12 protein-coding genes are annotated in these 13,482 nt (G+C 56.8%); 2 read left to right on the plus strand and 10 right to left on the minus strand.

Annotated features, from left to right (window positions below):
* Positions 1-86 precede the first annotated feature (86 nt).
* The 3 genes from RGB73_RS22205 to RGB73_RS22215 all read right to left on the minus strand — a co-directional run bounded on the left by RGB73_RS22205 (position 87) and on the right by RGB73_RS22215 (position 3,899).
* Positions 87-806, minus strand: coding sequence for a response regulator (locus tag RGB73_RS22205; protein ID WP_310764891.1), 720 nt, complete (start codon positions 804-806; stop codon positions 87-89).
* The gene (locus tag RGB73_RS22210) at positions 803-2,419 is read right to left on the minus strand and encodes an ATP-binding protein (protein WP_310764892.1); all 1,617 of its coding nucleotides are present in this window, start codon (positions 2,417-2,419) and stop codon (positions 803-805) included. Before RGB73_RS22210 ends, RGB73_RS22205 begins: the two co-directional genes overlap by 4 nt.
* A 172-nt stretch (positions 2,420-2,591) precedes the next feature.
* Entirely contained in the window at positions 2,592-3,899 is a 1,308-nt protein-coding gene (locus RGB73_RS22215) for a CitMHS family transporter (RefSeq protein ID WP_310764893.1), read from the minus strand.
* 237 nt (positions 3,900-4,136) lie between these two features.
* On the opposite strand from RGB73_RS22215, the gene RGB73_RS22220 reads away from it, so the two are divergent.
* The gene (locus RGB73_RS22220; RefSeq protein ID WP_310764894.1) at positions 4,137-4,322 is read left to right on the plus strand and encodes a hypothetical protein; all 186 of its coding nucleotides are present in this window, start codon (positions 4,137-4,139) and stop codon (positions 4,320-4,322) included.
* Positions 4,323-4,341: 19 nt separating this feature from the next.
* Here RGB73_RS22220 and RGB73_RS22225 read toward each other — a convergent pair whose 3' ends face one another.
* The 5 genes from RGB73_RS22225 to RGB73_RS22245 all read right to left on the minus strand — a co-directional run bounded on the left by RGB73_RS22225 (position 4,342) and on the right by RGB73_RS22245 (position 8,768).
* Positions 4,342-5,205 (minus strand): ABC transporter permease, encoded by an 864-nt coding sequence (locus RGB73_RS22225; protein WP_310764895.1) that lies wholly within the window; start codon positions 5,203-5,205, stop codon positions 4,342-4,344.
* Positions 5,177-6,139 (minus strand): ABC transporter ATP-binding protein, encoded by a 963-nt coding sequence (locus RGB73_RS22230; protein WP_310764896.1) that lies wholly within the window; start codon positions 6,137-6,139, stop codon positions 5,177-5,179. Before RGB73_RS22230 ends, RGB73_RS22225 begins: the two co-directional genes overlap by 29 nt.
* Positions 6,140-6,226: 87 nt before the next feature.
* Complete coding sequence (locus RGB73_RS22235; protein WP_310764897.1) at positions 6,227-7,381, minus strand: anti-sigma factor family protein; 1,155 nt, start codon at positions 7,379-7,381, stop codon at positions 6,227-6,229.
* The gene (locus RGB73_RS22240; protein ID WP_310774482.1) at positions 7,378-7,926 is read right to left on the minus strand and encodes an RNA polymerase sigma factor SigX; all 549 of its coding nucleotides are present in this window, start codon (positions 7,924-7,926) and stop codon (positions 7,378-7,380) included. Before RGB73_RS22240 ends, RGB73_RS22235 begins: the two co-directional genes overlap by 4 nt.
* 137 nt (positions 7,927-8,063) lie before the next feature.
* Entirely contained in the window at positions 8,064-8,768 is a 705-nt protein-coding gene (locus tag RGB73_RS22245) for an AAA family ATPase (RefSeq protein ID WP_310764898.1), read from the minus strand.
* Positions 8,769-8,834: 66 nt separating this feature from the next.
* Between RGB73_RS22245 and RGB73_RS22250 the strand changes: the two genes are divergently transcribed.
* Positions 8,835-10,253: a L,D-transpeptidase family protein gene (locus RGB73_RS22250; protein WP_310764899.1), complete on the plus strand. Its 1,419-nt coding sequence runs from the start codon at positions 8,835-8,837 to the stop codon at positions 10,251-10,253.
* A gap of 155 nt (positions 10,254-10,408) precedes the next feature.
* Here RGB73_RS22250 and RGB73_RS22255 read toward each other — a convergent pair whose 3' ends face one another.
* Together RGB73_RS22255 and RGB73_RS22260 are read right to left on the minus strand one after the other, a co-directional pair.
* The gene (locus RGB73_RS22255) at positions 10,409-10,756 is read right to left on the minus strand and encodes a hypothetical protein (protein WP_310764900.1); all 348 of its coding nucleotides are present in this window, start codon (positions 10,754-10,756) and stop codon (positions 10,409-10,411) included.
* Positions 10,757-10,857: 101 nt separating this feature from the next.
* Positions 10,858-13,401: a PBP1A family penicillin-binding protein gene (locus tag RGB73_RS22260; RefSeq protein ID WP_310764902.1), complete on the minus strand. Its 2,544-nt coding sequence runs from the start codon at positions 13,399-13,401 to the stop codon at positions 10,858-10,860.
* Between the last annotated feature and the right edge of the window lie 81 nt (positions 13,402-13,482).

Raw genomic sequence — 13,482 nt, forward strand, 5'->3', positions numbered from 1 at the left:
GCCGGAGCCACGTTTTTGAATTTCTCCGCATGCAAAAAGGAAGTCCGCCTAATCGCTGGACTTCCTTTTTGCATCCTGCCGAAGCTTTATGATTTGCCTGCGCTCCGGTATACGCGCTCCGGGCGTCCGACCACGCCGTACGACAAGTCGGCGCTGGCCTCTCCCATCGCAACGAGGTATTCCAGATACCGTCTCGCCGTCGACCGGCTGATTCCCGTCTCCTTGCTGACCTGGTCGGTGGTAGCCGACTCCGCCTGCATCAGGAAAGAGGAGATCTTCTCCAGGGTAATCCGGTCGATCCCTTTGACCAGCTTCGACTCCTTGGGAGCTTTCATCCCTTTTCCGCGTATGAGCTGGTCGATTTCCTCCTGATTGATCGTCTCTCCTTCTTCTCGCCAGGCGCGAATCTTTCCCTGATATTCCTGGTAGCTGCGCAGCGTCTCCTGCAGCCGTGAGAAGATCAGCGGCTTCGTGATGAAATCATAGACGCCGTAGCGGATCGCATCAACTACGGTCTCCACTTCCTTGGCCGCTGTCAGCATGATGACGTCGCAGTCAGGATGGTGCTCCTTTATATAGGTCAAAAAAGCAAGGCCGTTCATGTCGGGAAAGTAGATGTCAAGCAGCACCAGATCGGGCTGCAGCAGCTCCAGCTGGTCTTTTGCCTCCTCCATGTTCGCGGCGATGCCCACTACTTCGTAGCCGCTGACTTTTTCCACAAAGCGCCGGTTTACCTCGGCTATTCGCAGGTCGTCCTCTATGATCAGCACCCGCACGGCTTGCTCTTGCTGCTTCGCGTAGTTCATCTCGACGCTCCTTCCTGCTCAGCTGGCGAATATTCCTCCATCGGGATCGTCACCGTAAAAACCGTCCCGCCCTGCGGATTCCCGGTATGTGTGACCGTCCCGTGCAGCTGCTCGACAGCCTCTTTTACCAGATAAAGGCCGTAGCCGTGATCGTGTTCCTTCTTCGTGGAGAAACCGCGATCAAACACAAGCTCGGCATGGTCCTCGGGGATCCCGGGACCGCGATCCTCCACTTCCACGATCAGCCATTCTCCGAGCTGCCCCAAAAAAACGGAAATTTCCCTGGCATGGGCCTGTGAGTCGCAGACGGCTTCCATCGCATTGTCGATCAGGTTCCCCAAAATCACGATCAACAGCGTCCGGTCTACGGTGGGCGGAAGCACTGGAAGTTGGCTCTCCGGTTCGATCACCATGGATATTTTCCGCTCGTTGGCCTGGTTCACTTTTCCGAGCAGCAGTCCGCCGATGAGCGGATCAGGCACGTTGCGCATGATCAAATGGGCGCCCTTGACATGGACGTTCGTTTCCGCCGAGATGAGTTCAATGGCTTCCTGGTACGATTCGAGCTGGATCAAGGCCGAAATCAGGTGCAGCTTGTTGGAGTATTCGTGGGTCTGGGAGCGCAGCGCTTCCGCGTATTCCTTGGTACGCGAGAGCTCCTCCGTGACTCGAAACAGCTCGGACCTGTCGCGAAAGCTCGCCACTGCTCCCATGACCCGCCGCTCCTTGTCCAGAATAGGCACGCGGTTGACGACGAGAGCCTTCCCGCCGACAAACGTCTCCTGATCGAACTCGGCTCTGGCTGTTTCCATGACTTCCTTCAGCCGAAGCGATCGCACAAGAGTGGCGTGTTCTCCCTCAGTCGCCCGCTCCAGGCTGTCCGTTTGACCCAGCAGCTCGAGGGCCGTCGGGTTCGCCAGCGTGATCTGTCCATCGGTATTGACCGCGACAATCCCCTCCCGAATGGATGAGAGAACCGCCTGATTTTCCTGGTACATCCTCCCGATCTGGGCAGGCTCCAGGCCAAAAATCGCTTCTTTCACATTCCGCGCCAACAGCAGCGTCCCGACCATCCCGAGAAAAAGGATGCCGGCTCCGATCGCGATGATCCGATTCCGATACAGCTCGATCGTCTCCTGGATGTCCTCCAGCAAATAACCGACGGAAACGACCCCGATCACGTTTCCAAGGTCGTCCCGGATCGGCGTCTTGCCGCGCAGCCCGGGACCGAGGGAGCCAACCGTTTCCGAAATGATCGAGTGCCCCGCAAAGACGGCCTCGTTATCCCCGCCGACCATCGGCTTGCCGATCTGCTCCGGGTCGGGATGGGAGTAGCGGATTCCCTGGCGATTGCCGACCGTTATGAATGCTGCCCCCGTATCCAGGCGGATTGTTTCCATCAACGGATTGATCAAACGGGCAGGATCCGGTTCCGAAAACGCCTGTTTGATTTCCGGCATCCGGGCAATCGTCTTCGCCGTGTTGAGCGCCCTCGTCCCGATTTCCTTGCGCAGGGCCCCGTCCAGCATCTGTTCGAACGAGATCCCCAGCAGGGCAATCACGCACACCAGGAGCGCTCCCATCATCAGCATGAGCTTGGTGTGAAACCGCACGTCTGTCCCCCCTCTTCTCCATTGTAGCCAAGCATAGGGCGTTTTTGCCATGTTCAGCTGCACCATGCGGATTCCTGGCTTCGCTTAGCGAGAGGCGCGAGCCGAAGCCTTCCTTGCCGACAGTAGAAAAAAGAGGCCCGAATCGGCCTCTTCTGATGGTGCGGCAAAGCGGTTACAACGAAAGGACTCCGGTCAGCAAGGCGACCACGATCATGACGATGGAAGTCCCGAACGCCCATTTCATGATCGCTCTTTGGCTTTCCCCGTAGTCGACGCCGACCATTCCGATCAGCAAATACTGGGCCGCAAACAACGGGCTCAAAACGTGGAGCGGCTGACCCAGAATGGATGCCCGCCCGATCTCCACCGGATCGACGCCATAGGCGGCGGCTGCATTGGCCAAAATCGGAACGACACCGAAATAATATGCGTCGTTGGACATGAAATACGTAAACGGCATGCTCGTCAACGCCACGAGAACGGGCATGTGCGAACCGAGCGAATCGGGAAGCCAGGAGACGATCGTACCTGCCATCGCATCGACCATTTTCGTCTCCGTCAGAATGCCGGTAAAGATCCCTGCCGCAAATACCATCGAGACTGTAGCCAGCGCATTTCCGGCGTGGGCCGAAATCCTTTCCTTTTGCGCCTCCATTTTGGGGTAGTTCACCAGGAGAGCGATCGCGAAGGCGAGCATGAACAAAATCGGCAACGGGAGAAGGCTCATGATCAGGCAGACCATCAGGACGACGGTCAACAGCAGGTTGAACCAGATCAATCGCGGACGCTTCAGCGAGTCGTCGGCGGTTTCCGCAGCAGCAGCGGCTTCCGAGGCGGCTTCGCTTGAGGAGTCGGCCAACTCGATCACTCCCAACCGTTTTCTCTCCCGCTTGCCCAACATATAGGCGACGAAGATGACCCACGCCATTCCAGCGGCCATCGCCGGTATCACTGGCGTGAACAACTGCGAGGCGTCGAAGTTCAGCACGCTCATCGCACGGGCAGTCGGACCGCCCCACGGTGCCATGTTCATGACGCCCAAAGCGAGCGTCGGAACCACCGCCAGAATCATCGGCTTGATGCCCAACCGCTGATAGAGCGGCAGCATCGCCGATACCGTAATCATATACGTCGTCGTCCCATCTCCATCCAGCGCCACCAGACTGGACAGGATCGCCGTACCGACGATCACTTTCAGCGGATCGCCTTTGACGAGTTTCAGAATTTTGCCAATCAACGGTTCAAACAAACCTGCGTCCATCATAATCCCAAAGTACAAAATCGCGAAGAGCAGCATAATTCCCGTCGGAGCGATTTGCTTAATCCCGGTCAGCATCATGTCGCCGATGTCGCCGGCAAAGCCGCCGATGAGTCCGAAAACGACCGGCACGACGATCAGCGCTACCAATGCGGACAACCGCTTGGACATGATCAGGTACATAAAGAGTGCAATCATGATAAATCCGAGCCACGACAGCATGTTCCGTTCCCCCTTGGAAGTATACGCTTTCAAAACCGACTCGCTTTTCGAGCGAATGCGCTTTCATCAATGTGTTGTCATTATAACAATGTTCAGACAGCGCGAATAGAAAATGGCCATAAACGACATTAGCCGCATTTCAGCAATTAACATCATTAACGCCACGGTACTTCCCAGGCTCGATAATGGAATGGTAAAATAACAAAAACCTGATTTTTCCATGAAAGGGTGTATCGGTTGTCGGCCTTGTCACTATCACCCAGCATTGTTCTCTTGGTCCCTCTCCTCTTCTACGCGCTCGTGGTCTACTTCATCATCAGCGTCATTGTGTTCATGAAGCGAAAAACGAAGCTCGACCAGCAGCAAAACGAAAAGCTGGACCACTTGATCCAGCTTTTGCAAAATCGGGAACGCCAGGAATGATGGGCGTCCCTTTTTTAATTTAAACATCCCGCCGTTTGAACATCCGCACCGCCAGCCACAGCGCTGCCGCTCCGTAAATCAGCGTGTAGACCAGCATGGCGTCGCTCGGCGCCGACGTGCTTCCGAAAAACCCTTGGGAGGCAAACGAAATCGGATCGTCCGCGGTATCGAACAGGGCGATGGTTGTCCGGCGGAACAGCGAATCCGTCGGAAACAGCAGACTCGAAACAATCCCGATATTGATGAGGGTCTGCTCCCCCAGGATCGATCCCAGCTGTTCGATGAAGCCCCCGATGAAGCTGATCCCGTACAAAATGATGAGGATGATGCCGCCTGTCACCGTCGTCGTGATGCTGCTGAGCAGGAGCGAGACACAGACCAGGATGACCGGCATCAGCGCAAAAAATCCGAGTGCCGCCAAGACTTGTCCTCCCCCCACATCGACCGCCAGAGCGCCGCCTCCTACAAATCGGTTGATCCCCAGGAGGCCGAGAAACATCAGGATGGCGTACAGGACGAGCATGCTCGCAAGCCCGCCGAACTTTCCGAGCAAATAGCGGCTGCGCGGGAGAGAGCGGGCCAGCCACGTATCGATCTGATGGCTCTCGACTTCGGAAGCGATGCTGCCGACACTGCTCAGAATCGCGAGCAAAGCGGTGATGAAAGAGCCGAAGTACAAGCCCATCCCCAGCAGCTGGACGGAGAAAAAGCTTTTCTGCATCTGAAAATCGCCGGCGATTCCCGGCGAGCCCTGCATTTCTTTCGCCATGTAGGAGGTCCCGACGCCAAACAGCACCAGAAAGGCCAGCGACATCAGTACGGTAATCGCAAAAATACGCTTGGAGAGCATCTCCCTATACGTGATTTTCATGATGGGCCACATGCGCTTCCCCCTCCTTCTTTTGCACCCAGTACAGGAACACTTCCTCCAGGGATTGCCGTTTCTGCACGACTTCATGCAGCGCAGCTCCCCGGGCGATCAATGTCTCGAGCAGAGCCGGCACCCGTCCGTTCTGGTCCAGTGTCACGAGCCAACGCTCCCGCTCTCCTTCCCGTCCCGCATGCTCCGCGGACCGAACAAACTCCGGAAGCTGCTCCAGCAGCGCCCCCTGCCCCGCGTCGATCGCCAGATCCACCTGCGGCTGAACGGCGCTCAGCTTGCGCCATTCTCCTTGAACCACCAGCTCCCCCCGGTGAATGATGCCGACGTGATCGCAAATGGATTCCATTTCGCTGAGCAAATGGCTGTTCAGGAAGATCGTCTTTCCTTGGGCGCGCAGCTGTGCGATCAGCTCGCGCACTTCTTTTCGCCCGATCGGATCGAGCGCCGAGGTAGGCTCATCCAGAAAGATCAAATCCGGATCGGACAACAGGGCGCATGCGAGGCCGATTCGCTGCTGCATCCCTTTGGAATACCCGCGGATTCTCCCTTTTTCCCTGCCGGACATGCCGACACGGGCGACCACATCGCGGATGACCGTCTTTCTCGCAGTTCGCGACAGGCCGCACAGCTCCGCATGATGCTCCAGCAGCTGCGTCCCCGTCAGCCAATCGGGATAGCGGAACAGCTCGGGCAAATACCCGACCTTTCGCCGGGATGCCACGCTTCCGATCGGCTGGCCGAGCATAACGGCCCTGCCCCCGGTCGGGTGCAAAAGCCCGAGCATGGTCCTCACAAACGTGCTCTTGCCCGCGCCGTTTTGCCCCAAAAATCCGAACACGGAGCCTCGCGGAACTTGCAAGGTGATGTTTTTGCAGCCGGCTTTGCCGTCGTATTGCTTGGTCAGATCCCAGGTCTCGATTACGTAATCAGCCATCGCTTGGCCGTCCTCCTCCCGAAACGGTACAAAGCAGAGCATCCCCAAAAAGGGAGCTCTGCTGGTCCATTCGACTTATTTTGTTCTCTACATTTCCTTGGCGAAAGCCAAAAGCTCATCAGACTTGATCCCGTTGTACCCTTCCAGCATGTGGATGCGGCCATCCTGCTGCCAGATCACTCGATTGTCATGCTCGTTTGTGATCAGGATGCCATCGGCGCCATTCACCTTGACTTCCTTCAGCTTGCTGTCCTTGTCTGCCACGTATGGCATCGGCAGAGTGTGCTGCCAGTCCTCGATGCTGAGCATTTGCTTTTTCACGTTGTCCGGAATGAACGGCAAGGACAGGATCGTACTTCTCAGCTGCTCGAGATCCACACCTTCTGGCGCCTTCAGCTCAGGGGCATCCACGATCGAGTAGTTCAGGTCTTTGTCATTCGCCCGCAGCCAGATCGTCTGAGCATTCGGCACAGTCAGCGAGAAGGTTTTGCCGCTCAGCTTCTCGTCGAATTTCTGGTCGACTTGCAGCTGGGAAAGCAGCTTGTTTGCCTTGTCGACGTTGATTTCGAAGTGAACGGTGAAGGAAGGATTGAGATCCACGCCTTGCACTTCCAGCTCTTTCGGCAAGGTCGGCAGCTTGACTCCCGCCTTCTCGGCCGCCTCTCTGCTGTTGTAAGAGCGATAGTCTTTCTCCCCTTTGCCTGATTCATCAATCCACAGTTTGCCGAGCCCTTTCAAATCCATCTCTCCGGCTTCGCCGCGGGACAGCCACGCTTCCGTTTGCGCCAGATCGTCTTGCGTCAGTTTCACGAATTGGACCTTATCCATTCGAAAAATGGACAGAAAATCGCTGGCGGCCGCCTGCACTTGCGGGAAGGAAAGCGATACGGCAAGCACAGCCGCCGCGGAAGCTCCCGTCACCCATGTTTTCGTCTTTTTATTCATGTCTTTCCAGCTCCTTTTCCATACACGATTTTGCGCAAGGCTTCTCCCTGCGCTTTGTTCCAGCCTGAGGGAAAAACGCTGCCAGGCGGCATCGGTATCCACCTTCGCCTTGTCGGCATGTCGAAACAGCTCATTCTCGATCGTCTGCCGGGTCCAGGCGTCCAGAGCGGACAGCTCCTCCATCAACCGGCGACATTCGGCGCATTCTCCGAGGTGAGCGATGATCTGTCTGCCTGCCTCATCGCCACACTCGCCATCTACAAACATCTGCATTACGCCCGCATCCGCACACTTCACGTCTCCGCCCCCCTCATCCGATCGTACAGCTTGCGAAACTTGCTCTTCGCTCTGATGAGCAGCGTTCCGACCGAGCTCACTTCCGTCCCCGTCGCTCGCGCAAGCTCCGCATAGGCAAACCCTGAATATTTCATGACGAGCAGCGTACGCTCCCTCTCGTCCAGCATGGCAAGCACATCTCGCACCCCGACAATTGCGTCCTGTTCCATCCACGCATCCTCGGAAGACGGCGCGACCCACTCTTTCTCGGCCGCTTCCTTTTCTTGCCGGGCCGTCCTGCGCTTTTCCGCACGCAAGTGGTTGTAGGCGGCGTAGATGCTGGCTCGCGACAGCCAAGCCGGTATGTGTTCGATCGCGGAACGGTCCGTATGGTAAAAGGACAAAAATACGTCCTGTGCGATGTCCTCTGCAGTCTGCTGCTCCTTTACAATTCGCATGATTTGCCTGACCACGAAGGGATAGTACGTCGTAAACAAATCTCGAAAGGAATCCGTATTGTCCTGGACAACTCCGGTATCCATCGCCAGTTTTGCCTGCACCTCCACTGTCATCCCTCCATCCTGCCGGCACAGTCGCCTTGCTTGTGCGGCCGGGCCATCCGGGGTGTTTCGGTGTCCTTCCGCTTCGTTCAAAGTATAGAAACCGCCGAGCCTTCTTTTGTGACAGGTCCAGCCAAAAAAATTTAAAAATCGCTCCAGAAGCTTTCACGATTTTCCAGAAAGCGGCGCGTCAATTGGTAGTGCTCGGTATCCTCGTAGCGGATTTCCTCTGCGGGTGACGCATCAAAATTGAGGATGGTCGCTCCCGGAAAGCCCATCAGGATCGGGGAATGCGTCGCGATCAAAAACTGCGCCCCCTCCTCCACCAAGTCCTTCATCACGTACAAAAACGCCAGCTGGCGCATCGGAGACAAGGCTGCCTCCGGCTCGTCCAGCAGGTAGATGCCTTTTCCCGAGAAACGATGTGAAAACAAGGAGAAAAACGATTCGCCGTGGGACTGCTCGTGCAGAGAGCGTCCGCCATACCCTCTCGTACTAGCGGTATCGTCGATATGGCTGGCAAACTGGTAAAAGCTCTCCGCCCGCAAAAAGAAACCGTTCGTCTGCTTGGGCAGCCAGGAAAGCTGGATGTAGTCGCCAAGGCTCGACTCTGACCGATCCACATCGTACGAGTTGTGGCGGGAACCCCCCGCCGTATGGAATCCGCACTGGTAGGCAATCGCCTCCATGAGCGTAGACTTGCCCGAGCCGTTTTCCCCCACAAAAAACGTGACGCTGTTTTGAATCTCCAGCTCCTCCAGCCCGGCCAGCGAAGGCAGTGAAAACGGATAGTGGTCCGTCCGGGGAAATGTCTCGCGCAGCAAGCGGATCGTCCGCAGGTAAACCATTTTTTTCCTCTCCTTGCTCACTTTTTTTCGCGCATTGTCCGATACACCTAGTAGGGGGGAGTATCCGTGGACAAGGTTTCCTTTCTGCAGGAAAAAAGCACCTTTCATATGAAATATCCAGATCAAAGCGATCTTGCTTTTTATCGTTGGTACACCGAGCAGCATCCTGAGGAAGCGATCGGCTGGTATCATCTCGGTCGCGAGCGCGAGGCGCGCGGAGAGCTCGATCAGGCGATCGCGGCCATGAAGCAAGCCTTGCACGCCAAACCAGGACCCTACTTCCACGAAGCGAGGGAAGCCTACCAGGAGCTGATTCGCAAGCGCAAATCACGGGGACGGGGCGCTATCAAGCGACGGCTGCTCGCCTCGCTCCTGTTTTTGTACGGGCTGCTCGCCTTCTCGCCGGGGCCCTTGACCGAGCCCGCCCAGGTCGAAAAGGCTTCCGGCCCCATTTCTCCACCGGCCTTCACCGACCGTCCCCATGTAGAGGTGGTAGCGGTCCCGGCCAACCTGAGCCCTTCCCAATTGCAGAGCCAATTGCGGAGCTACGTGGAAAGCCGGCGCCCGTCTCTGGCACAGCCGTATACGGTCATCGCCGTCCCGGAATTCGCTGGCGGTCCGCTGTTTACGCCGCTGCTCTTTTATCAGCCGAAAAACGTGCTCGGGGTCCTGCGCTACCAGCCAGACACCCGCACGGTCATCAGCCAGACGTGGTTCGAGCGACCAGGCCCCTATGAACAGGATCCTCGTCTTCAGGCGGCTCGTGCTGCCCTGGCGGAAGAACAGCAGATCACGGAGCAGATCCTGACCCTGCGCAATGCGCTTTACCGCTACTATCAGCGAAAAGGGAGCCTGCCGGACAGTCTCTCGCAGCTCGCCGGAGCCTATCCCGGCAATTACTTGCCGCAAATCCCCGTGCCGCCAAAAGGGCTGAGCCTGTCCGCTTACGTGTACAATCCAGGGGCTTTTCGCCCCGAGACAGCCTGGGCCAGCCTGCGGGAAGTGATGCCGCTCCCCGGTTATCCCGAACCGCTCATCCCGCTGGCGCCGCTGCAAATCCATCTGTCCGAAGCCACGCACACGCTGCGGCTCATGAGCGGACCTCACCTCGTGCGCAGCTATCCGGTCGGAATCGGGAAAAACGGGTCCACCCCCGAGGGATACTTCACCATCCTGCAAAAAATCAACCATCCCCGGGGGCATGACAACATCTACGGCACCCGTGGCATGGTCTTCCAAAACAGCGGCTATGCCATACACGGCACCAACCATCCGGAGAGCATCGGGTCTTCCGTGTCGCTCGGCTGCATCCGCATGCTCAATGCCGCTGTCGAGGAGCTCTATTCGTTCGTGTCGCTCGGTACAGAAGTCGTGTTGTCGGACGCCCCGATGCCTTCCATCGCCTGGAGCAACCCGGCTGCTTTCTTGTTGAAGGCCCGTCCGCAGGAAGAGACGCCGCAAGTGGTCTATCAATGGCTGCACTAGTCTTCCTCTTTTGTAGAAAAGACGGTTCAGCGTCCGAAACGTTACCTCCATTCTTTGCCAAAACAAGCAGCAGCAGCGCCGGACTTCCTGGCGCTGCTGTTTTTTGCCCGCAAAAAAAGCGCGCTCCCGTACGGGATACGCGCTATTGTGCAGCTTTATTTTTCTTCCAAATGGCTGATCTTCTCTTCCTGTTCTTCTTCCGGATTCCAGTAATCGAGCACTTTTCCTTGAAGCACCTTGCCTTTGATGAACGCAACCTGCTGCTCGGTAAAATCCTGTGTCCACTCGATCCCCAATTCTTCAGCCAGCCGCACGACGGTCAGCAGTTCTGACCAAGCGACGTAGCGTTTGTACCAGAAAAACTGAGGCTGTTCGTTCATATATGGGTAGAGATCGTCAAAATCGGTGTGTTTACAGTCGAGAGCTCGCTCAAAATTCACCTTGGTTTGGCGCAACTGCTCTTTAAAAAAAGTGGGTAAATCCTTTTGTGCGAAGTCAGACATGGACTGTCCCCCCTGTCTCCCGATTTACTGGTATTGTACCACGCGAAAGAAGATGTGCAAATAGGTGAAACGATCCGAAGTCGTTTATCCTATTCCAGAAATCAGCCGTTGGTGTCGCCTCGTTGCGAGTTCTGGTCACCTTGATCCGGTGGAGGAGGCAGCTCGATCCCTTGCGAAGGCTGGTTGGTCTCGTCTCCGCCCGGATTCACGATATCCGGCGGCGGCGCTTGGGAATCGCCCGGGTTTTGGGAATTTCCCGTATTTCCCGGTGACTGGCCATTCCATGGACCCTGGCCGTCGCCTCCTGTGTTTCCTCCGTCAGAAGGCTGCTGGCCGCTGGCCCCGTTGCCATTGCCATTGTCTGGCGGCAGGTTTCCGTCGGTGCCCATGTCTCCTTCTTCCCCGGAATTCAACACATTTTCCAGCTGTTTCGTGCTGATGCCTACTTCCTTGGAAGGAGTTTCTTCTTCACCTGTAGCGTTTCGCGGAACGACCACGTACTTGTACTGCGTCGGCGAATCCAGTTCGTCTACATAATACGTATCTTTCAAACCTTCAGCGATCTTCTCGCGCTCCCCGTTTGGACGGATGCGATATACATCGTACGTGTAGTCCGGCGAACCGCCGATCCAGCTCAGGACGACCTTCAGCTTGTTCTTGTCGATCGTCATATCCGCCGCCAGTTCAATTTTCGACTCCTGCTCCTGTGGCTCCTCTTTAACTTCCTCAAAGCCTCCCGGCGGAACAAAGTCGCTGGCTTCCACGCCTTTCAGACCTTCCGCCAATACCTTCGAGAACATCTGGGCGGTCAAGCTGCTGCCCTGGCGCATCAAGTGCTGTTTGTCCTCCGGGTCGAAGCCCATCCAGACAGCGCCGACGTATTCCGGCGTGTACCCGACGAACCAGGCGTCCTTGTTGACGTCGCTGCCGCCCGCGATCGATTGGGTCGTCCCGGTTTTCCCGGCTACATGGCGGCCGGAAATGCGGGCTGCCTTCCCTGTCCCTTCCTGGACGGCGCGCTCGAGCATGGTGTGGACTTTCCAGGCGGACTCCGGCTTCAGGACGTTGGTCTGCTTCTCTTCGTACACGCGCTCGATGCCCACGTTTTTGTTCGTCATCTTGGAGATCGCATGGGCTTCCGACATGACCCCGCCGTTGGCGAACGCTGTATAGGCCTGCGCCATTTTCAGCGGCGACGTCCCTTTGGACAGCCCCCCCAGCGCGATGGCCAGGTTGCGGTCCTCCGGAGCCAGCTCGATGCCGAATTTGTTCAAGTAGTCGATCCCGTTTTTCACGCCGATCTCGTTCAGTAGCCAAACGGCCGGAACGTTGAGGGATTCGATCAAGGCCCGGTTCATGCTCACGTTCTCGCTGTACTTGTTGTTGTAGTTGCGCGGCTCGTAGCCGTTGAAGCTCTGCCGCTTGTTGCTCAGGGACGAGTTGGGTCCCCACTTATCGCTGTCAATGTCGATGGCGGGCGCGTACACAGCCAGCGGCTTGAACGACGAGCCCGGCTGACGCTTCATGTCGGTCGCGTAGTTAAAGCCCTTCGCGGCATAGTTGCGGCCGCCCATCATCCCGGCGACCCCGCCGTTTTTGGCGTCGACGACGATCATCGCCGATTCTACCCCGCGCTTTGCTCCGTCTTTGGGGAAGTTTTTCGCGTTGGCATATTGGTCGAGCATCGCGTCCTGGATCTTCTGATCGAAGGTGGTGTAGACCTCCCATCCTCCGCTGTACAGCTCTTCCTCGGTCACGCCGTAGCGCGCGTCGGCTTCCTTGAGCATGTAGTCGAAGAACGCCCGGTAGCCTTTTTTCAGGCTTGCGCCCTCCACCTCGTTCGGCTCTGTCGGCAGCGGTTCTGCCTGCGCTTCGTTTTTCTGCGCCTCGGTAATAATGCCTTGCTCATACATCAGCCGGATGACGGTATCGCGGCGCAGCTTCGCCTGCTCCGGATTGTTGAACGGCGAGTAGGTCGTCGGCGCCTTGGGAATCGCGGCCAGCATGGCGGCTTGGGCAATGGTGAACTTCTCGTCGGAGACGCCGTGCCCGAAGTAATAGTTGGCCGCGTCCTCCACGCCGAACTCCCCTTCGCCCAGGTACACCCGGTTCAGGTACATTTCGAGGATCTGGTCCTTGGAGTACCTGCACTCCAGGCCGATCGCGATACTCATTTCCTTTGTCTTCCGCCAAAACGTTTGATCCAGGGTGAGGAATACGTTTCTCGCTAACTGTTGGGTGATCGTACTTCCGCCCTCCGCCAGCGACCCCTTGCGGATGTCGTTGAGGATGGCGCCGCCGATCCGGATCATATCCACGCCTTTATGCTCGAAAAAGCGTTTGTCCTCGACGGCGAGGAAAGCATTCACGAGCACCTTCGGCATTTCGGTGATCGGCTTGTATTCACGGTTTTTCTGACGAATCAGGCTCGTCATTTCTTTCCCGTTTTTGTCGTATATGACGGTTGGCTCTGCTTTCAGATCCTTCAGTTTTTGCTCATTTTCCGCAATCATCCGATCCCCAGCGTACAACAGGGCAAAATAGCCTCCGATGACACTCAGGACCAGGAAGATCGCAAACGATACGGCAATCATCAGCAAGCTGCTTTTCTTCTTCCTGACTTTCTTCTTGGCCTTTGTTGCCATTGTTTACCTCCTGGTTTTCTCTCTCCCCCACATCATATAGACGGATACATTCGCAAAAAGTTTCTGGCTCCTGGTACGTGT

This window comes from Brevibacillus brevis (assembly GCF_031583145.1).
Taxonomy (GTDB): Bacteria; Bacillota; Bacilli; order Brevibacillales; family Brevibacillaceae; genus Brevibacillus; species Brevibacillus brevis_E.

Excerpts from the sequence above, each read along its gene's own strand:
- RGB73_RS22230 (WP_310764896.1), bottom strand. The coding sequence starts at position 6,139 with ATGGCTGATTACGTAATCGAGACCTGGGATCTGACCAAGCAATACGAC.
- RGB73_RS22255 (WP_310764900.1), bottom strand. The coding sequence starts at position 10,756 with ATGTCTGACTTCGCACAAAAGGATTTACCCACTTTTTTTAAAGAGCAG.
- RGB73_RS22225 (WP_310764895.1), bottom strand. The coding sequence starts at position 5,205 with ATGTGGCCCATCATGAAAATCACGTATAGGGAGATGCTCTCCAAGCGT.
- RGB73_RS22215 (WP_310764893.1), bottom strand. The coding sequence starts at position 3,899 with ATGCTGTCGTGGCTCGGATTTATCATGATTGCACTCTTTATGTACCTG.
- RGB73_RS22245 (WP_310764898.1), bottom strand. The coding sequence starts at position 8,768 with ATGGTTTACCTGCGGACGATCCGCTTGCTGCGCGAGACATTTCCCCGG.
- RGB73_RS22260 (WP_310764902.1), bottom strand. The coding sequence starts at position 13,401 with ATGGCAACAAAGGCCAAGAAGAAAGTCAGGAAGAAGAAAAGCAGCTTG.
- RGB73_RS22205 (WP_310764891.1), bottom strand. The coding sequence starts at position 806 with ATGAACTACGCGAAGCAGCAAGAGCAAGCCGTGCGGGTGCTGATCATA.